At 38.0% G+C, this 20,220-nt stretch carries 21 protein-coding genes; 14 read left to right on the plus strand and 7 right to left on the minus strand.

Annotated elements, in window-relative coordinates; all coding sequences use genetic code 11:
- Positions 1-325: 325 nt before the first annotated feature.
- Entirely contained in the window at positions 326-2,266 is a 1,941-nt protein-coding gene (locus AC1DCY_RS13095; protein ID WP_477350725.1) for a GTP-binding protein, read from the minus strand.
- Between the two features lie 501 nt (positions 2,267-2,767).
- Between AC1DCY_RS13095 and AC1DCY_RS13100 the strand changes: the two genes are divergently transcribed.
- The 8 genes from AC1DCY_RS13100 to AC1DCY_RS13135 all read left to right on the plus strand — a co-directional run bounded on the left by AC1DCY_RS13100 (position 2,768) and on the right by AC1DCY_RS13135 (position 10,918).
- Positions 2,768-3,784, plus strand: coding sequence for a LacI family DNA-binding transcriptional regulator (locus AC1DCY_RS13100; protein ID WP_477350727.1), 1,017 nt, complete (start codon positions 2,768-2,770; stop codon positions 3,782-3,784).
- Positions 3,785-3,826: 42 nt separating this feature from the next.
- Positions 3,827-4,789, plus strand: coding sequence for a nucleoside hydrolase (locus AC1DCY_RS13105; RefSeq protein ID WP_477350729.1), 963 nt, complete (start codon positions 3,827-3,829; stop codon positions 4,787-4,789).
- A 22-nt stretch (positions 4,790-4,811) separates the two neighbouring features.
- On the plus strand, positions 4,812-5,411 hold the full coding sequence (locus AC1DCY_RS13110) for an ECF transporter S component (protein ID WP_477350730.1): 600 nt from the start codon (positions 4,812-4,814) through the stop codon (positions 5,409-5,411).
- A gap of 59 nt (positions 5,412-5,470) precedes the next feature.
- Positions 5,471-6,214 carry an energy-coupling factor transporter transmembrane component T family protein gene (locus tag AC1DCY_RS13115; RefSeq protein ID WP_477350732.1) on the plus strand — a complete coding sequence of 248 codons (744 nt, stop codon included), beginning with the start codon at positions 5,471-5,473 and terminating at the stop codon, positions 6,212-6,214.
- A complete protein-coding gene (locus AC1DCY_RS13120) occupies positions 6,211-7,077 on the plus strand; it encodes an energy-coupling factor ABC transporter ATP-binding protein (protein ID WP_477350734.1) in 867 nt (288 codons plus the stop codon). The genes AC1DCY_RS13115 and AC1DCY_RS13120 overlap by 4 nt, the downstream gene beginning before the upstream one ends.
- Positions 7,070-7,876 carry an energy-coupling factor ABC transporter ATP-binding protein gene (locus tag AC1DCY_RS13125; RefSeq protein WP_477350736.1) on the plus strand — a complete coding sequence of 269 codons (807 nt, stop codon included), beginning with the start codon at positions 7,070-7,072 and terminating at the stop codon, positions 7,874-7,876. The genes AC1DCY_RS13120 and AC1DCY_RS13125 overlap by 8 nt, the downstream gene beginning before the upstream one ends.
- Before the next feature lie 18 nt (positions 7,877-7,894).
- On the plus strand, positions 7,895-8,782 hold the full coding sequence (gene rbsK / locus AC1DCY_RS13130; RefSeq protein WP_477350738.1) for a ribokinase: 888 nt from the start codon (positions 7,895-7,897) through the stop codon (positions 8,780-8,782).
- 147 nt (positions 8,783-8,929) lie between these two features.
- A complete protein-coding gene (locus tag AC1DCY_RS13135; RefSeq protein ID WP_477350739.1) occupies positions 8,930-10,918 on the plus strand; it encodes a S9 family peptidase in 1,989 nt (662 codons plus the stop codon).
- A gap of 88 nt (positions 10,919-11,006) precedes the next feature.
- Here the strand turns inward: AC1DCY_RS13135 and AC1DCY_RS13140 are convergent, their stop codons facing one another.
- The 4 genes from AC1DCY_RS13140 to AC1DCY_RS13155 all read right to left on the minus strand — a co-directional run bounded on the left by AC1DCY_RS13140 (position 11,007) and on the right by AC1DCY_RS13155 (position 14,349).
- Complete coding sequence (locus AC1DCY_RS13140; protein ID WP_477350741.1) at positions 11,007-11,549, minus strand: GNAT family N-acetyltransferase; 543 nt, start codon at positions 11,547-11,549, stop codon at positions 11,007-11,009.
- Positions 11,550-11,870 (minus strand): hypothetical protein, encoded by a 321-nt coding sequence (locus tag AC1DCY_RS13145; protein WP_477350743.1) that lies wholly within the window; start codon positions 11,868-11,870, stop codon positions 11,550-11,552.
- A 302-nt stretch (positions 11,871-12,172) separates the two neighbouring features.
- Entirely contained in the window at positions 12,173-13,369 is a 1,197-nt protein-coding gene (locus AC1DCY_RS13150) for a class I SAM-dependent rRNA methyltransferase (RefSeq protein ID WP_477350745.1), read from the minus strand.
- 62 nt (positions 13,370-13,431) lie between these two features.
- Positions 13,432-14,349, minus strand: coding sequence for an alpha/beta hydrolase (locus AC1DCY_RS13155; RefSeq protein ID WP_477350747.1), 918 nt, complete (start codon positions 14,347-14,349; stop codon positions 13,432-13,434).
- A 176-nt stretch (positions 14,350-14,525) separates the two neighbouring features.
- On the opposite strand from AC1DCY_RS13155, the gene AC1DCY_RS13160 reads away from it, so the two are divergent.
- Entirely contained in the window at positions 14,526-15,005 is a 480-nt protein-coding gene (locus AC1DCY_RS13160; protein ID WP_477350749.1) for a dihydrofolate reductase, read from the plus strand.
- Between the two features lie 74 nt (positions 15,006-15,079).
- Here the strand turns inward: AC1DCY_RS13160 and AC1DCY_RS13165 are convergent, their stop codons facing one another.
- Positions 15,080-15,502 carry a hypothetical protein gene (locus tag AC1DCY_RS13165; RefSeq protein ID WP_477350751.1) on the minus strand — a complete coding sequence of 141 codons (423 nt, stop codon included), beginning with the start codon at positions 15,500-15,502 and terminating at the stop codon, positions 15,080-15,082.
- Between the two features lie 84 nt (positions 15,503-15,586).
- Entirely contained in the window at positions 15,587-16,222 is a 636-nt protein-coding gene (gene trhA, locus AC1DCY_RS13170) for a PAQR family membrane homeostasis protein TrhA (protein WP_477350753.1), read from the minus strand.
- 274 nt (positions 16,223-16,496) lie between these two features.
- On the opposite strand from trhA, the gene AC1DCY_RS13175 reads away from it, so the two are divergent.
- The 5 genes from AC1DCY_RS13175 (at position 16,497) to msrB (ending at position 20,000) form a co-directional block, all read left to right on the plus strand.
- Positions 16,497-17,339, plus strand: a complete 843-nt coding sequence (locus AC1DCY_RS13175) for a DegV family protein (RefSeq protein WP_477350755.1) — start codon at positions 16,497-16,499, stop codon at positions 17,337-17,339.
- A gap of 181 nt (positions 17,340-17,520) precedes the next feature.
- Positions 17,521-18,453 (plus strand): GDSL-type esterase/lipase family protein, encoded by a 933-nt coding sequence (locus AC1DCY_RS13180; RefSeq protein WP_477350757.1) that lies wholly within the window; start codon positions 17,521-17,523, stop codon positions 18,451-18,453.
- 4 nt (positions 18,454-18,457) lie between these two features.
- Positions 18,458-19,033, plus strand: coding sequence for a YpmS family protein (locus AC1DCY_RS13185; protein ID WP_477350759.1), 576 nt, complete (start codon positions 18,458-18,460; stop codon positions 19,031-19,033).
- Positions 19,034-19,045: 12 nt separating this feature from the next.
- Positions 19,046-19,579: a peptide-methionine (S)-S-oxide reductase MsrA gene (gene msrA, locus AC1DCY_RS13190; protein ID WP_477350760.1), complete on the plus strand. Its 534-nt coding sequence runs from the start codon at positions 19,046-19,048 to the stop codon at positions 19,577-19,579.
- Positions 19,572-20,000 carry a peptide-methionine (R)-S-oxide reductase MsrB gene (msrB, locus tag AC1DCY_RS13195; RefSeq protein ID WP_477350762.1) on the plus strand — a complete coding sequence of 143 codons (429 nt, stop codon included), beginning with the start codon at positions 19,572-19,574 and terminating at the stop codon, positions 19,998-20,000. Before msrA ends, msrB begins: the two co-directional genes overlap by 8 nt.
- Positions 20,001-20,220: the final 220 nt, after the last annotated feature.

Genomic DNA, 20,220 nt, shown 5'->3' on the forward strand with positions numbered 1-20,220 from the left:
TTTAATTGGTATCCATACTTCTTCTTTTTCGTTTACTTTTACTTTTAAAAACTTGTATTAAGTCTGATATCGATTTTAAAAATGAACAAAAGTACATTTCGATCATACTACGTTTGTTTAAAATGCTTCAAAGTGAGCTGTGGATTGAATCAATCAGAAAATAAAAAAATGAATCAAGAAGCTTTGTATTTTCAAAAAAATATATATCTAAAATCCTGATACTTTATTCAGAATACCCGCGATAGCACAGTAAATCCCCACGAAACATAAAAAACAGGACATGATTTTGATCGTACAAATCAAAATCATTTCCTGTTTTATAAATTTAGTCAATACAGTGCATCGCGGCTTGCGCTTCCTGCCATGGAACGGAGTAGCCCTTACCTTTTGCACAAAAAATACTAGAGGATGTATATTCAGGATCGGCATTCTTGTCATAGCCAATTTGCGTAATAATGTCTTCTGTATTGTGGCACACATCGTATCCGTAAAATTGTAGAGAAAGTACGCCCTTGCCATTGGTGTAGGCGGCAAAGGTTGTACTGTAGCTCATAAATGTTGAGACAGGAGCGCGGCCAGTTAAAATCGCATCATTTTCAGTTAAGATTGGCGCGTCAAATGTACCAGCAGCTTGTTGAATATCAGTCATCATGCGGCCGATAAACTCACTAGGAGCTTTAAGCTTAAAGCGGTAATACGGCTCTAGTAATATATTGTCTGCTTGTTCCAGCCCCTGTCGTAATGCACGGAATGTTGCCTCACGGAAATCGCCACCATCTGTATGTTTAATATGAGCGCGTCCTGTTAAGAGAGTGAAGCGAATATCTGTCACAGGGAATCCAGTTAACAAACCATGATGCTCGCGCTCGAATAGATGTTTTTCAATGAGTCGTTGATGCCCAACCGATAAATCATCCGCATGACAAGCATTGACGAATGTATTGCCAGTACCACGTGTATTTGGCTCCATCAATAAATGTACTTCTGCATAATGCTTTAATGGCTCAAAATGACCATAGCCTGTCACAGTTGTTGCGATCGTTTCCATATATAAAATCTGTGGTTCGCTAAATGAAATGTCTAGCGAAAAGCGTTTATGAAGTACGTCGATTAGAACCTCGAGTTGGATGACACCCATAATATGTACATGAATTTCTTGGAATTTTTCATGCCATAGCACACGTAATGTTGGCTCTTCTGCTTCAAGTGTGCGGAAAATTTTTAAAACTTCCTTTATATGCTGATCGCCATCATATTGTACTTTAGCCTGTAAAGTCGGTACTAACTCATAGGGCTGTGGGTTAATTGAATAGCCAATGATATCGCCTATGTTTGCTTCGCTAATGCCCTTTACTGCGAAAATCTCCCCGGCCTCGACCTCTTGAGCTGTTACAAAACGGGTGCCATTGTAAAGCCGAATCTCAGTCACTTTTTCTGTCACATCATCAAAAGAAAACTCATCACGTACATGTAACGTTCCTTGCAATGCCTTGATAAAAGTTAAGCGTTGATGGCCATCGTGACGGATTTTAAACACCTCGCCTTGAAATGGAGCATTGTTATTATAATGTGTCTTTGTAAGAAGAGGGAGCTGTGTAAGGAATTCCTTTATACCAATATCTTTTAAGGCAGAGCCGGTAAAGCATAAAAAGGCTTTTTCCTCTTTAATCATCGTATATATATGAGGTAGGCAACTAGAGCTATCCAATGTCTCATTAAGAAAAGCATCGAGAAGCTGCTCATCACGTTCAGCTAGCCACTCCATCATGTGCTTTGAAACATAGTTTGAACGGAGCGGTTCATCTACGAATAATACATCCTCAGAACAGTCCTTTTGAAGCTGTGCCATAACGGCTTCAACATTTGCCCCTTCACGGTCAGTTTTGTTAATAAAGAAGAAGGTAGGGACGTGATATTGGCGTAAGAGTTGCCACACTGTTTCCGTATGACCCTGTAGTCCTTCAACCGCACTAACAATAATAATGGCATAATCCATAACTCGAATAGCACGCTCCATCTCTGGGGAAAAATCGACGTGTCCAGGTGTATCGATTAACGTATATGTATCATTCCCAATCGTCATGCGACCTTGCTCCGCAAAAATCGTAATGCCTCGTTGACGCTCCAGTTCATGGTTATCTAGAAATGTATCCTGGTGATCTACTCGTCCACGGGCTTGAATACTGTTTGTATGAAATAGCAACTGCTCAGAAAATGTTGTTTTTCCTGCATCTACGTGAGCAAGTACCCCGATTGTTACATGCATAAAAAATCCTCGTTTCTATTAATTCATTTATCAATATTGTAACAGAATTGAGTTGAAAAATATTTCAAAAAAGTGTTTATGTCTCAATAGTATTAATATATTTATGATTTAAGGATATTGTGAATCTGCTAGTCTATCAATATTATTTGCAACAAAAATTAATACGACGTATTGGTGCAAATTCGAGGCTGTCCCTCAACTGTAATGGGAAGTATATACAGATACCAATATAGCCACATTATGGGAAGGTGTATAGGCGATGAACCTAAGATACCTGCCAATATGAGCAAGGGCGATTTACCTTTTCATCGATGATTTTACTTTGAAGATTTTTAAATCGAATAGGTGAAAAATTCAACAGAAGAGTAAGTGTACAAATAATGCATTTCGTATTATCTGATTTTTCTGAAAAATAAAATGACAATTTGACTATGCCATGATATGGTAGTTAAGAAAACGTTTTCTTAACGTGAGATCTTATAGTAATAGTAGGTGAAGATTATGAAAAGATGGACCATTAAAGATATTGCGAAAAAAGCGGGTGTTTCTATTACCACTGTTTCGCGAGTGTTGAATCAAAAAGAGGAGGGAATGTCCCTAAAGACACGTGAAAAGGTACTTAAGGTAATGGAAGAGGTAGATTTCCAGCCTAACCAATTTGCTCGTGGTCTAGTTACGAAGCGATCGAAGATATTCGGATTAATCATTCCGAATATTTCTAATCCATATTTTCCTGAATTATGTCGGGGGGTGGAAGATGAAGCGAATGAAAGAGAATATAGCTTAATCATCTGTAATTCCGATGACCAATCGGATAAAGAAAAGCGATACTTGCGCCTATTAGAAGAACAACAGGTTGATGGAATCATTTTTTCAGCAAAGGATCATTTGGAGCCATCTGATGAAGAGCAATTATCACGTGCAAAAATTCCTTTCGTTCTCGTTGATAGAGGAAAGAATGAAAAAAAACATTCCAGTGTCTTTTTAGACAATGATAAAGGTGGATATTTAGCAGGAAAACATTTAGTAGAACTGGGACATAGAAAGATAGCATGCATGATTGGTCCAAGGTCTATTTCTTTGTCTAATGAACGTTTAGCAGGTTTTAAAAGAGCACTGTCTGAATCAGGTGTTGAACTTTTGCCATCACATATAATTGAAGGGGATTTTCAGATGGAAATGGCGTACCAAAAGTCCAAGGACCTCCTTATGAAAAAAGAAGTGACGGCTATATTTGCCTTTAATGATGTAATGGCTTTCGGTGTTTACCGTATGGCTCACGAGCTTGGTATTCATATACCAACGGATCTATCTATCGTAGGTTTTGATGATATTCCGTTAGTATCCGCTTTAATACCTACGCTTACTACAATTCGTCAGGATACTTATCAAATGGGGCGGGAGGCTGTAAAACTTTTAATACAAAAACTTGAAAATAACGAAACGTCATCTGTTATGTTTAATCCGACTCTGGTAATACGAGGAAGTAGTACATCACCAAATCTATGCTTATCATAATAAAACAACTAGAAATATAGATTATTTAAAGGAGTGAATTTGATGGGAAAAATACCAGTAATTATTGATTGTGACCCAGGAATTGATGATGTAATGGCACTATTATTAGCCTTTTCCCGAGAGGATCTGGATATAAAGTTAATTACAACGGAACCGGGAAATCAAACGCAAGATAAAACAGTCTACAATGCTAGAGCCTTCACAAGCTACATGAAACAAAATATTGAAATCGCAAGGGGGTTGGATGATCCTTTCTTCCGTGAACTGGAGGTTGCTGATGACGTTCACGGGGAAAGTGGGCTAGGAGAAGTCATTTTACCGGAGCCGGATTTACTCGAAAGTGATAGAACAGCCATAAATGCTTTAATAGATGTTTTAACGGAAAGTGAGGAACCAATTGTTTTAATCGCAACTGGCCCACTTACAAATATCGGAGCATTGCTGCTTGCTCACCCAGAAGTAAAAGATAAAATCCGTTATATTTCCTATATGGGTGGTGCAGCTGTCGCCGGCAATATGAGTCCTTTTGCAGAATTTAATGTTTATGTTGATCCGCATGCAGCCGATATCGTTTTTCGTTCCGGAATTCCTATTATCATGAGTGGACTTGATGTTACTCATAAAGCCTATGTAAATATGGAAGAGTTGAGTCAAATTGAAAGTATGGGGACAGATTTATCACAAAAAATTGGTGCAATGCTTCGCTTTTATATACAAAATGCAAAAAATAATGATTTCCAAGAAACTGATTTCGAAAATGGGTTTCGTTTGCATGACCTTTGTGCTGTGTCATATGTTGTCACGCCAGAACTTTTTGAAGGGGAAGATTGCTATGTAGCGGTAGAAACAGAAGGCCGCCATACTGCTGGTGCGACCGTTGTAGATTACATGCACCGTTCCGGAAAACCGCATAATGTAAAAGTATTACACTCGGTAAATCGTGAGGCTTTTGTTAATCAATTTATGGAAGCGATTGCAAAAATGGGCCGTCAAATCGGTCAATAATTAAAAAAGGTGGGAAACCAAGATGAAACGCAGTTTTAAAGAGGACTTTAATATGATGTCTATGCTTCTTATTCCAATTGGTGTAGCAGTGAATATTGTCGGTTTTCAAATTGCTAACGTTTTAAGGCTCCCTATTTTTCTTGATACAATTGGAACCATTTTAATCGGGGTCGTTGCAGGTCCTTGGGTTGCTTTACTTGCTGGCTTAATTACAAACCTTATAAATGGTATTTTCAATCCTACGTATTTTCCGTATGCCATTACATCGGTGGCGATTGGGTTAGGTGTAGGATACTTGTCTAAAGGAGGAATGTTTAAAAATATTCCTAAAACAATTATTTCTGGTATTGTCATTACATTGATTGCTGTTATAGTATCTGCTCCGATTACAGTGTTAGTTTTTGGAGGAGCTACTGGAAATACATCATCCATTCTTACAGCTACACTCCTTGCTTCAGGACAAGAAATTTGGAGTGCCGTATTCGCCTCATCCTTTATCTTTGAAATTGCGGACAAAGTAGTATCGGCTCTAATCGTTTACTTTATTGTAAGAAAAATGTCTGATCGTTATTTATCAAAAATGAATTATGGGACTCTGTATATGAAACGTGAAGATCGATAATTGAGATCTTTCCGTTCTGCCTGAGCGGAAAGATCTACTTTTTCTGAGGAGGGTTCGTCGTGCAGAAAAATTTCATTCAGCGGTTACATCCAATGACTAAATTCTTCTTTGCATTACTTGTAGTAGCTGCCGTTCTTATTATTCCTGGGTTTAAATTCTCATTTTTAGTTTTTCCAATTTTACTTGTTATAGCTACCGCTGCAGGCATTGTGAAAGAATTTTTGGGAACAGTCATGAAGGCTTTGTTATTTTTACTAATAATCATTTTCTTCATGCAGCTCTTGTTCTATCCAGGTGATCATGTGATGGGACAATGGGGAATATTCAAGTGGACTGAGGAAGGCTTAAATTACGGATTAACGCTTACATCTCGTATTCTGGCGATGGGTTCTGCCTTCATATTATTTTTCCGTTTGACAGAGATTCGTGACTTTGTAAAATCGCTAGAAGATGCCGGCCTCCCACCAATGGGAGCTTATGTTGTCTTATCGACATTACAAATTATTCCTGAAATGCGACGCCAAGCGAACACTATTATGGATGCTCAAAAAACACGTGGGGTAGAAACGGAAGGATCGATGTTAACGAGAGCGAAAGCATTTATCCCAACCTTAACTCCTCTTATATTATCATCAATATCAAGTACTGAAGAACGAGCAATTACTTTAGAATCGAGAGCATTTTCTGCTCCAACAAAGAAGACTAGTTTGCATAAGCTGACAAAAAATAAAGCTGATCGAATTCTACCATTCGTCTACATGATCATTTTAGTAGGATTGGTGTTATGGAGGATCCTCACATGAATTCTATCATTGAAATGAAAAATGTCTCATATCGATATCCAGTTAGTGATGATTGGAATATAAAAAATGTGTCTTTTACAATTGAAAAGGGGAAATTTACAGCCATTATTGGCAATAATGGTTCCGGTAAAACGACCCTTTGTAATATCATACGTGGGTTCATTCCGCACTTTTATAAAGGTGACCTTAAAGGGGATGTAATTGTCGATGATAAAAAAATAGTAGAATACCAACTAGGTCAATTAGGAGAAAAAATTGGATATGTCTTTCAAAACCCTTTCATCCAAGTATCTGGAGTAAAAGATACTGTCTTTGACGAAGTTGCGTATGGTCTCGAAAATTTAGGTGTAGAAGAAAATGAAATTATTGACAGAGTAAATGAAATCTTAAAGTTTATTAACATCGAGCATTTACGAGAAAAACATCCTATGGGGCTTTCAGGTGGTCAACGTCAACGTGTTGCACTTGCTTCAATCATCGTAATGAATCCGGATATTCTTGTCATTGACGAGCCCACATCTCAGTTAGACCCAATTGGAACGGAGCATGTATTTGAAATCATCCGTCTCATGAAAGAACAGGGAAAAACAATTATCCTAGTAGAACATAAAATGGACTTAATTGCTGAATATGCAGACAATCTAATTGTCCTCAATAAAGGAGAAATTGTTTTACAAGGTCCGACACGAGAAGTTTTTGCGGACTCACAATATGGAGAATATAACATTCAATATCCTCATGTAACAGAGGTCGCTTTAAATTTACAAAAAAACGGTGTTCAATTAAAATATGTTCCGATTCGCGATGAGGAATTACCTGACAGCATAAGTTGGGCAAGCGTAGGGGAGAGTGCTTATGACTGAACTTCAACTGAAAAACGTTAGTTTCGCTTACCCCGATGGAACAAAAGCATTAGAAAATTTGACACTTACTGTTCCTACTGGTCAACGTCTAGCTATTATTGGACAAAATGGTGCCGGAAAAACAACCGCAGTAAAATTGATGAACGGCCTTTTAAAGCTGACTGAAGGTGCAGTATATGTTGGGGATTGGAATACAAAAGATTTTACGACAGCTCAAGTATCTCGAAAGGTTGGCTATGTATTTCAAAACCCGGACGATCAAATTTTCCACAATAATGTGGAATTAGAAGTACAGTTTGGACCTAAAAATATGGGCTTTGATTCAAAACGTGTATCAATACTGACAGAATGGGCGATGGAATTATGCGGAATTAGTAATGTTTCTCATGAAAATCCTTATAATCTCCCGTATTCCGTACGTAAATTTGTTACCATTGCATCCGTTTTGGCAATGGATTCCGATGTGATTATTTTAGATGAGCCGACAGCTGGACAGGATCGTGTCGGATTAGATTTATTAAGTAAGCTTTTAGATGAATTGGAGGGGAAGGGAAAGACTGTTATTGCGATCACACACGATATGGAATTTGTCACGGATTATTTCTCTCGAATTGTTGTAATGGCAAATCGTAAAATTATTGCAGATGATGTTTCAGAACATATTTTTTATAATTCTACGATATTAGAAGAAAGTATGCTGAAGCCACCTGCAATTGCTAAAATGGCTAACTTATTGGGCTTGGAGAAAGGTATCATGACAAAAGGTCAATTATTATCCGTATTAGAAAAGAGATTTTAAGAAAGGATGATAACTGGCATGGATATTTCAATAGTCGGGAGCATCAATATAGATCTTGTGTATCGTGTTCCTTATATTGTTAATAATGGTGAAACGCTTCACAGTTCGTCCCATAGTGTTCATTTCGGTGGAAAAGGTGCTAACCAAGCAGTAACAGCAAGCCGCCTAGGAGCAAATGTTCATTTTATTGGAAAAGTAGGAAAAGATGATTTCGGGGAACAAGCGATAAGAAATTTACAAGATAAAGGTGTTAATGTTGATTCCGTTCAAAAGGAAGGAGCTACTGGGCAAGCGATAATCCAAGTGACAGATGCTGGTGATAATGCGATCGTTTTGTTTTCCGGTGCAAACTTTTTAGTTACTCCTAAACAAATAGAACAGGAGGCTGATATCATTTCTTCAAGCAAGGCACTCCTTCTGCAGCTTGAAGTACCGCTCGATACAGTTAAAAAGGCAGTAGAAATCGCATCTCAACATGGGAAAATCGTCATCCTTAATCCAGCACCATCTCAAAAATTACCTGATTCTTTATTGAAGAATATTACATTCTTAACCCCGAATGAAACAGAACTTGCGCAGTTGACGGGTATTGAAGTTGCAACAGAAGAAAATATTCGCTCTGCATGTAGTGTATTGCTAGAAAAAGGGGTCGGAACGGTAGTCGTAACACGTGGATCTAAAGGATCTTTTTATATGAACCATGTAGAAAGTGGCTGGGTTCAAGCGTTGAGCGTTGACACGATTGACACAACTGGTGCGGGTGATGCATTTAATGGTGCTTTGGCAGTCGGACTATGCAGGGGAGAGTCTCTTCAAAGCTCAATAGATTTCGCCACGAAAGTTGCTGCTTATGTTGTTACTCAAATGGGTGCACAGCCAGTTATCCCTGATTCAATCTTGAAATAAATTATATCCGTAGCTCTTCGTAATTATTGCGAAGCAGCTACGTTTTTATATAAAAAAACAATTTCTTGTTAAAAGGAGGAATAATACTTAGGGTGTCGAAATATTGTACTTAAGTAATGAAATTTTTACATAAAGGGGATAAAAAATATGACATCGAAACAAGGTATTCAAGCAGAAGATCTATATCATTTAAAATCAGTGGCAGATCCACAAGTATCACCTGATGGAACCGAAGTTGTGTATGTAGAGACTCATATTGATGAGAAGAAAAAGGACTACGTATCTAATTTATTTTACATAAACTTGAATGATAAAAAGCCTCAACAATGGACATTTGGTGAAGATAAAACGAATTCACCCGTTTGGTCTCCAGATGGCAGTAAAATCGCGTTTGTATCAACGAGACATGGCAAACCGCAAATTTTTGTGCTTTCTAAAGCAGGCGGGGAAGCGAAACAGCTTACTAATTGTAAAAACGGTGCGACATCGCCTGTTTGGTCTCCTTGTGGTAAGAATATTGCTTTCTCAGTAAAGCTAGGTAAAAATGAAAGCATTTATGATAAATCTGAAACTGATAAGAAAGAAGATAAAGAACTTAAGCCACTTGAAATAGAAAAGATGAAATATAAATCAGATGCAGCTGGGTTTATTGATATGGAGCAATTTTCTCAAATTGCAATCGTCAATCTTGAATCTGGAGAATTAGAACTGGTTACGGAAGGGAAACATAATTTACAGCTTGGTAAATGGTCTCCAAATGGAAAATATTTGTCTTATATTGCTGACTTAACAGAGGATCTAGATTTTTCATTCATAAATGATATTTACTTATTGGATTTAGAAACGAAACATGGTCGCAAGCTAACGGAAGGAACAGGGGTGTTTTACCAAACATCATGGTCACCGAATAGCCGCTACGTAGCTTATGTTGGAAGTGAAAGAGAATTTGAAAATGCGACACAAGCAAAGCTATGGATTTATGATTTGGAAAATAACATTACGACATGTGTAACGAGTGAATTTGACGCGCCAGTCGGTGATTTTGTCGTTGGTGATTTCCTTCAAGGTGTTGTTGCGCCGCGTGTCCAATGGTTGGAGGATAATAAAAGCTTTTACTTCCAAGTGACTGATCACGGAAATACAGCTATGTATTTTGGTAATCTATCAGGAGAATTATATCCAGCTATAAATGATGATCAGTATGTCTATGGTTTTTCACTTGATCCTAAAAATGATAAAGCGGTAGTCGCTATTAGCACTACTACAAACCCTGGCGATCTATTTTACGTAAATTTAAATACTGGTGAAAAGGAACAGCTTACTAAAGTTAATGAAGCATTTTTAAAGACGAGAGAATTGTCTGTTCCAGAAGCAGTAGAATATGAAGGGGCAGATGGCTGGAAAGTAAGCGGCTGGATAATGAAGCCTATTGGCTATGAAAAAGGGGAGAAATATCCACTTATTCTTGAAATCCATGGCGGTCCGCACGCTATGTATGCCAACTCATATTTTAACGAATTCCAAATCCTTGCTGCACAAGGTTTTGCGGTTCTCTACACGAATCCTCGCGGAAGCCATGGATATGGTCAAAAATTTGTTGATGCAGTCCGTGGTGATTATGGTGGCAATGATTATAATGATCTCATGGCTGCTGTTGATTTTGCATTGGAACAATATGATTTTATTGACCAAGACCGTCTCGGTGTTACAGGTGGGAGCTATGGGGGCTTCATGACAAACTGGATTGTCGGACATACAAATCGCTTTAAAGCAGCTGTTACGCAACGTTGCATTTCTAACTGGATTAGCTTTTACGGCGTAAGTGACATCGGCTATTACTTCAATGACTGGCAAATCCAAGCGGGTCTAGATAATATAGAGAAGCTATGGAATCATTCACCACTGAAATATGTGGACAATGTGGAGACACCGCTGTTAATTTTACACAGCGAAAAAGACTATCGCTGTCCGATTGAACAGGCAGAGCAATTATTTATCGCCTTAAAACACCGTAAAAAAGAAACAAAATTTGTTCGCTTCCCAGAATCCAATCACGAACTTTCTAGGAGCGGAAAACCAGCGTTAAGAATCAATAGACTAGAATATATTAAGGATTGGTTCGTGGAATATCTATAAGAGAAACATGGGTGGCTTAAGAAGTGAAAATACTTCTTAAGCCATCTTTTATATTTAACACCGAGAATTAATAGTTTGAGAAACTAGGCTATTTGTTAATTATTCCATAATACACCAAATCCTCATATTTACCGTCTTTGATAATATGTTCCTTTAAAATTCCTTCTTGTTTCATGTCAATCTTCTCCATTACTTTTCCCGACGCAGGGTTCGATGAAAAATATCGGGCAAACACTTTATGCAGTTTCTTTTCTTCAAAAGCGAATTGTACAATCGACTGCGCCGCTTCCGTGGCATAGCCTTTTCCCCAATGCTCCTCGCCAATCCAATAGGCTATTTCACCTTGATTAAACTGTTTATTGTTCGATAATGCTATGGCTCCATATATTTCACCAGTTTCCTTATCTGTAACTGCAAATTCGTACGAAAAATCCTCCATAAAATTATCGTAATGAAGTTCCATCCATGATAATGCATCATTTAAACTATATGGATAAGGTAGGTACATGGTGCTTTTATAAATATTATAGTTATTGCAAAGCTTTACAACTTTTTCTGCATCGGATGTTTGAAATAATCTAAGAATGAGTCTTTCTGTTGTAATCATTAATTTTTCACGAACATATCCCATTTAATCATCTCCTCTATCAATATTTAATAAATTACGTGACATATCACCAAAGTGTGAGGTTGATTTCCGTTCCGACTGGGGGCTTTGTAGCTGTCGCTTTGCTTTCGCTACAGATAAAACATTTGTTGCTGTCGCTTTGCTTTCGCTACAGATAAAACATTTGTTGTTGCTGTCGCTTCGCTTTCGCACAGATAAAACAATTGTAGCTGTCGCTACGCTTTCGCACAGATAAAACATTTGTTGCTGACGCTTCGCTTTCGCACAGAGCAAAGCTTCCTTGGAACGTCCGATGAGCCGCTTCGCTGCAGGGTCTCGGGCCAACAGATGATTTTTGCGCGAAAGCGTAGTGCTAACGCAGCGTCAGCGGCACCGATGTTGGTCACGAAGGCGTTATCACAGGATGTGATAACGCCTTCGTTCCTCTATTACTATTCCCCAAGGAGTCGCTCAGTCTCCACTCCAATCAACTAATACGTTTGAGAATATTATCCCAAATTTTAGGGATGGGATGATTCAATTGTATAACAAACCGAAAATTCAAACAATTATACGTAAGGGATTATCAAAATATTTTCCCAAACAAAAAGACAGAATCACCAGGAAGTGATTCTGTCTAGGTTCATTTAGTTGAGTTTTTTAATAAAAACAACCTTTAAGTAATTGAATTCTGGATATTCGCGTGTGGCACGGAAATCCTTTGGTAAGCTGTATTCTTCAACGATTTTATAGGCTGTTTTAGTTTCTTTAAATGCTTGGTCAATAAAGCTCTTGAACTTTTTCATACCGAAGCTTGCATTGTTCGTTGAAGCAACAATGATACCGTTTTTCTCCGTAATGACGATTGTATCTACGAGTAATTTAGGATAGTCTTTCGCAGTGGAGAATGTTCTTTCTTTCGTACGTGCAAAGCTAGGTGGATCTAAAACGACAAGGTCAAATTTTAAATTATGGCGCTGTGCATATTTAAAATAGTTAAAGACATCCATTACTTTAATATCTTGTGATTCGTAGTCGATGTTATTGACGCTAAATTGCTCAATTGTTTTGGCTAAACTACGCTTTGCAACATCTACACTTGTTGTTTTTATTGCTCCTCCAAGTGCAGCTGCGACAGAAAATGCCCCAGTATATGAGAATGTATTGAGCATGTTTTTACCGTCTGAATAACGATCTCGAATGGCAAGTCTTACTTCTCGTTGATCGAGGAAAATACCTGTCATGGCTCCATCATTTAAATTGACAGCGTAATTCATACTATTTTCCGTTACGATAATCGGAAATTCGCCAGGTGTTCCCATTACGAAATCGTCCTGTTCCATATACTGTCCTTTCGTATCGAAACGTTTTTTCTCATAAATGGCTTTGTAATCTACTGTCTCTGCAAGTGCTTCATATACCATTTCTTTAAATGAATAAATGCCTTCGCTATACCAGCTCACCATATAGTAAGAATCGAAAAAGTCGATAGTTAAACCGCCAATGCCATCACCTTCACCATTAAAGATTCGAAAGGCTGTTGTGTGAGAATCGTTGAAAAAAACTTCTCGATTTTGAATGGCCTTTTTAATTTTTTTCATAAAAAAGGCTTTGTCTATTTTTTCGTTCGCATCGGTTGTTAGCACCCAACCGATACCTTTGTTTTGTAAACCATAGTATCCTGTGCCAATAAAACGGTTATGATTATCCGTAAGTCTTAGAAGTGTACCTTCTTCTTTTGGAAGATGACGTGCATCAACTGCATCTTTTGAAATGAGAGGGTAGCCTTTTTTTAATTGATTAGAATAAAGGTTGTTAATTTGTAAAGCAATAGTTTGTGTCATGTTGTCATCCTTTAAAAAACATTTTGCTCTATTATCGCATTATTTAATGGTGATAGACAAACTTATTTCACGAAATTAGCAATTTTTTCAGCTGTTTCAATTGTTGCTTGTTCAAAAAAATCCATTTTACTAAAGTAACTATGGATTAAACCAGGCATGTTTACATGTTCAACAGTCACTCCGGCATCTGTAAGCTTTTGTGCATATGCAAGACCTTCATCGTAAAGGACATCCGCCTCTGCAGCTATAATGATCGTTTTCGGTAAAACACTTAAGTCGTCAATTTGAAGTGGGGATACAAGTGGATCCATATAGTTTTCTTTATCTGTATAATGACCTGCAAACCACTGCATACCTTGTTTGTCTAAGCCGTAGTGTTCACCGTAAGCATTATAAGAAGCTGTTGTAAAATCTACATTGACTACAGGATAAATAAGTGCCTGCGCCTTAATCGCTGGTCCATTTAATGTCGCTGCTAAGTAGGAGACAACTGTTGCTAAGTTTCCGCCTGCGCTATCACCAGCGACTGTAAGATTTGCTTTATCTCCACCGAAATTTTCGATGTTTTCGAAAACCCACATGAAACTGTCATAGGCATCGTAGAGCGGTGTAGGGAATGAGTATTCTGGTGCTAAGCGATAATCAACAGATACAACGATTGCTTGCGCTTTTTCTGCTATTAGCAGACATCCAGCATCCGTAGAATCTAAATTTCCAAAAACCCAACCGCCTCCATGATAATAAACAATAACAGGAAGTTTATTGTCTAAAACAGGTCTATAAATGCGCACATTAATTTGTGCTCCATCTCGAACTGATATTTTTTTATTGTCGATTGACGCAAGCTGTGGGCGATGAGGTGACGTCCACTTTGGCACTATACGTATAGCTCTCGCTTCTTGTGGTGTTAAATCATAATAATGTTTAGAAGAATCACTTGCTTTTATATAACGGATCGCTTCATCTCTTAATTTTGTCATCATCATCATCAATCCTTTTTAATTTCTTTTGTAAATCTTATTATAAACTATTCATATAAAAATACTAGGATTTAATATTGGAAAAGAAAATAATTTGATTTTTAAGTAGAAATAATCTGATTGTAAAGTAAAATTATGTTTATAATATAATGAACGATAGTATTTGGAGGGACAATATGATTTCTTTAATTGTGGCACATGATAATAATTATGTGATTGGCTATGAAAAAGGCATGCCGTGGCATTTGCCTGGGGACTTAAAATATTTTAAGGAGAAAACGATGGGGAAGCCAATGATTATGGGGCGTAAAACGTTCGAATCCATCGGTAGACCGCTTCCTGGTCGACGCAATATCGTAATTACGCGTGATGAAAACTATCAGGCGGATGGGATTGAAGTAGTGACTAGCCTAGAGGGTGCCCTCGCCCTTGCTGGGGATGTTCCAGAAATAATGATTATTGGTGGCGAGCAAATTTTCCGCCTATCTATGGATATCGCAGATCGCCTGTACGTTACAAAAATCAATCATTCGTTTAATGGGGATACATACTTCCCGAAATATGAGCAGGATTTTGTACAAGTATCCTCAGTGGAGCCAGAAACAGCACCAGAGGGTTACACATTCCAATATCAGATTTTTGAACGCAAAAACTAAATCATAAAGTAAACGAAGCACGGTGATAAATCACCGTGCTTTTAATGTGGAATGGATAATTATGAGACTTGTCACTATAACGTATGGTTGATTTCCGTTCCGACTGAACGGGATAATTTTAATAAGTCTATCGTCATGATCATTTTCCGACAAGTTTGTTTTAGCCAGACGAAGGAAAGAGCTATCGAAGCGACGGAAAGAAACGTTGAAGAGACGGATAGACCCATCGAAACGACGGAAGAACAATCGAGCGACGGAAAGAGATATCGATGCGACGGATAGAGACGTCGAAGAGACGGAAAGAAACGTTGAAGAGACGGATAGACCCATTGAAACGACGGAAAGACAATCGAGTGACGGAAAGAGATATCCGAGCGACGGAAAGAGTCATGGAGGCGACGGATAGAAACGTCGAAGCGACGGAACAACAATCGAACGAAGTAAAGAAACGTCGAAGTGCCGGACTGATCCCGAGAGCGTCCGATGAGCCGCTTCACTTGCGCTCCAAGATCTCATCTGTGATGGCTGAAGCCTATAACAAAAAAATCGCTCCTTTGTAAAAGAGAGCGATTTTTATATATTTATAAGTAAAAATAAACACAAGCATACATCGAGCCACAACCAGCTAACACAAATAAATGCCAAATTGCATGATTGTAGGGAAGGGAACGCCATGCGTAAAAGATCGCTCCAATCGTATAGAAAAGCCCACCTGCTAACAGTAAAGCAAAACCATGAAAACCTAAGAAAAGATAGACAGGCTTGATGGCAAAAATAATTAACCAGCCCATACCGATGTAAAAAATTAAAGAAAGCTTCTCAAATCGATTAATAAAAAAACATTTAAAAATAACGCCTAGTATGGCAAGCGACCAAATAATACATAATAAAGTAATACCTAGTGTGCCACCAATTGCAATTAAAAGGAAAGGTGTATACGTTCCTGCAATTAAAATATAAATAGAAGAATGATCAAGAATAGCGAAAAAGTGTTTGTATTTTTCTGGCATACTATGTAGTAGCGTTGACATTAAAAATAAAACGATCACAGAGGCGCCAAAAATAGTAAACGTTGTAATTTGGAGTGCACTCCCTGTTTGTACAGCTGCTAAAATAAGAACAATTAGTGCTGGAATACTTGCGATAAATCCAATACCATGTGTAATGGCATTCCACAATTCTTCCTTCCATGTTTTGTAGTCAAAAGAATCAATCATATCGAACACTCCTTTCGTGCATACATTTACTATACCCCAATAATTTTCATCCTGGTATTTACATTTGTCATGTTTTCGACATCAAAAGTGTCATATAAATGCTCCTATGCTTGGGGGACTTTGTTAGACAAGGAATCAACAAAGCGCTATAGTATCCAAGGTAGCGGTTTCAAAATGGACTAAAATGAATGAAACCAAATGACAAATGTCATGTTTACATAATGATTCATTAGTCTATATAATAAATTTTAATGAAGTAAAAGGATGTGTCGAAGTGGGACGAATTCATATTGTAACGGACTCAACTTGTGATTTAACGAAAGAAGAAGTAGCGCAGCACGGTATACATATTGTGCCTTTAACGATTCAAATTGATGGAAAAACATATACAGATGGTGTTGATATAGAGCCGCAATCTTTTTTAAGCGCCATGAAGAATTCCGAAAATTTGCCTAAAAGCTCGCAACCTGCACCGGGGAAATTTAAAGAATTATATGATGAGCTAGGTAAAGACGGAGATCAAATTATTTCAATTCATATGACTGGTGGCATGAGTGGAACAGTTGAATCAGCTCGTCAAGCAGCGCAAATGACCGATGCAGATGTAACTGTTATTGATTCACGTTTTATCGCCTTTGGTCTAGCTTTTCAATTACGAGAGGCAATTAAAATGCGTGATGCAGGTGCTACTGTAGAAGAGATTATTGCACGTCTGGACAAGGTTCGCGAAAATACGTATTTGTATGTTGTTGTCGACACACTTGATAATTTAATTAAAGGCGGACGAATTGGGAAAGGTAAAGGCTTTATCGGTTCTTTGCTGAACATCAAAGTAATTGCGAACTTAGAAGGTGGCGCATACAATCCTGTAACTAAAGTACGTAGTCATAAACAAGTTGTGAACTACTTATTTAAACAATTCCAAGCGGATACTGCTGGAAAAACAGTAAAGTCAATTGGAATTTCTCACGCCGAGGGTTTAACAACTATGGGCGGACCATTAAAAGAATTAATTGAGGGATCAGGTTTTAATGAAGTAGAAGTTGCCTTTACTTCACCAATCATCTCAACACATACTGGCCCAGGTGCAATCGGTTTTATGTATTATACAGAATAATATATGAGAGCTACTACATAAATAATTGTAGTGGCTTTTTATTGTTGAAAGGTGTCATGCTTATTTATACGAAAAAAACGTTATAGACACACATTTTTACTCAATACCTAGGTATAGTCACTTTTCATTGCAGTGCGAACTATTCTATAATAGAAGTAAGCAAATGATGGAAGGTGGTCAAATGAGCATTTGGCGAATGATAGTTTTGTCATGTTTGACCGTCTTAGTACTAAGTGGTTGTGCAATATCAATAGATGAACCGAATCCGCAAGCAGAACCAGATGGGGAGCACGCAGGGACGGAGCAAGATATGAAACAGGATGAGCAACAAACAGAAAATGAGGAAAAAACCTCAAAGAATGTATTGACGCAAATTTTTGAACATTTTTTTGAGCCATCACCAGAGGATTTACGGAAAATTGATGATAAAAGCGCAAAGCAACTGCAGTACCTAGCACTCGGCGATTCTTTGACAGCCGGTGTTGGTGATGAGTATAGTAAAGACGGTTTTGTTGGAAGATTAGCAGATTCATTGGTAGCTTGGCCTTCGATTTCTGATGTTGAAGTCGATAATCGAGGAAAAAGAGGAAGACGTAGTGATCAGCTATTAAAATTAGTGGAAAAAGGGCATTATGATGAAGAGTTGCAAAAGGCACAGCTCATTTCAATTACAATGGGTGGAAATGATGTCATGAAGATTGTCAGACAAGATCTGTTTAATTTGAAACGAGACGCTTTTGATAAGGAATTGAAGGCATATAAGAAACGTTATAGTAAGATTGTTGAAGGCATACGAGAAAAAAATCCAAATGTGCCTTTATTACTTATCGGTTTTTATAATCCATTCTCAATCGTGACAAATGAAGCGAATGAATTTGATACGATTATTACGGAGTGGAATAAAGTCATTGAAGACATAGCAAAGAAAGATACAAATGCGTGCTATGTATCAGTGGAGGACTTGTTTGATTCAAATAAAGAGCTCGTTTATCATACGGATTTCTTCCACCCAAATGCAAAAGGCTATGACAAAATGACAGAGCGAATTAAAAAAGCAATGGAGAAATGTAACATGGAACAAAAGATTAACAAGGAAATAGGCTTCGAGGAGTGACGAAATGAATAAATGGAAATTCGCATTTTTTGCCTTAGCGGGCACAGTGCTTTTTGCAATCCTCCTCGTCGTTTTTTTAGCAACTAGACCTGTAGATGGAGTAAATTTAGCAGAGAGTTCAAAAGATGAGAGTGAAGTAAAAGGAAATGTACTCGTTGTCCAAACAACAACAAAGGAATTAGAATCTATATCTAAGAAATATTTAAAAGATGCGGGGTCACCATTACCGCTGGACTTTACGATTGGTGATGATATTCAACTAAAAAGTACATTAAAGGTGTTCTACACAGAAATCCCCATTTCAATGAACTTTGATCCGATAGTGGATGAGAAAGGGAATATCATATTAAAACAGACAGGAATGAATGTTGGGCTGTTAAATATTCCACCTGAGACAACGATGAAAATTATGCGAGACACGGTGGAATTCCCTTCTTGGATTACAGTTAATCCGAATAAGGCAGAAATCTATATTGATTTATCGCGCATTAACATTGCTTCTGGATCTCGTATTAAAGCAAAGGAATTAGACTTACCAAAGGATAAGATTCTACTGGAAATTATTGTTCCTGGTGAATAAGGAGTGAGATAAATGGCAAAGCAATTTGCAACGTTTGCAGGTGGTTGTTTTTGGTGTATGGTCAAGCCCTTTGACGAAACACCTGGCATTGAATCAGTAAATTCTGGCTATACGGGTGGACATGTTGTCAATCCAACATATAAACAAGTATGTTCTGAAACGACAGGGCATGTTGAAGCGGTTCAAATTACGTTTGACGATGAATTATATTCTTACGAGCAATTACTCGCGACATTTTGGACACTAATTGATCCAACAGATGCTGGAGGACAATTTTATGATCGTGGAGAGTCCTACACAACCGCGATTTTTTACCATAATGATGAGCAACGTGATTTAGCTGAACGTTCTAAAGCAGATTTACAGGCAACTGGTAAATTCGACAAGCCTATCGCCGTGAAAATTTTACCGGCAAGTTCGTTTTATCCGGCCGAAGACTATCATCAATCTTATTATAAGAAAAATCCAACGCACTACGAGCGCTATGCTGTCGGGTCTGGTCGCAAAGCGTTTCAGGAGACACACTGGGGGCTGAAAAATGAATAAAGAACAACGTTTAAAAGAGTTAACGGACATGCAATATTACGTGACCCAGGAAAATGGAACAGAGCCACCGTTCCGTAACGAATTTGATAAGCACTTTGAAGAGGGTATTTATGTAGATGTCGTGTCAGGGAAGCCGTTATTTAGCTCGTTAGATAAATTTGATTCAGGTTGTGGCTGGCCAGCGTTTGCAAAACCAATTGAAAAGGAAGAAGTAACAGAGCATTTTGATGCTTCTCATGGAATGCGTCGCGTAGAAGTTCGAAGCACAGACGCTGATTCTCATTTAGGACATGTTTTTCCAGATGGACCAAGTGAGCTTGGAGGCTTACGCTATTGTATTAACTCCGCAGCCCTCCGCTTCGTACCAAAAGAAGATTTAGAAAAAGAAGGCTATGCAGAATATCTTTCATTATTTAAATAACAAAAACTCCTAGCAGGATTTATCATGCTAGGAGTTTTTTTAAGGTTATAAAATTGTAGCAACACGACGGAAAAGGTCATCGAAACATTGGAAGACTAATCAAGTGACGGAAAGGGTTATCGAAACGACGGATAAAACAACCGAAGAGACGGAAAGAGCTATCGAAACGACGGATAGAACCGACAAAACGATGGATAGCCCCGTAGAATCTCCGGATAGA

It is taken from the genome of Lysinibacillus sp. 10T31, from assembly GCF_056394365.1.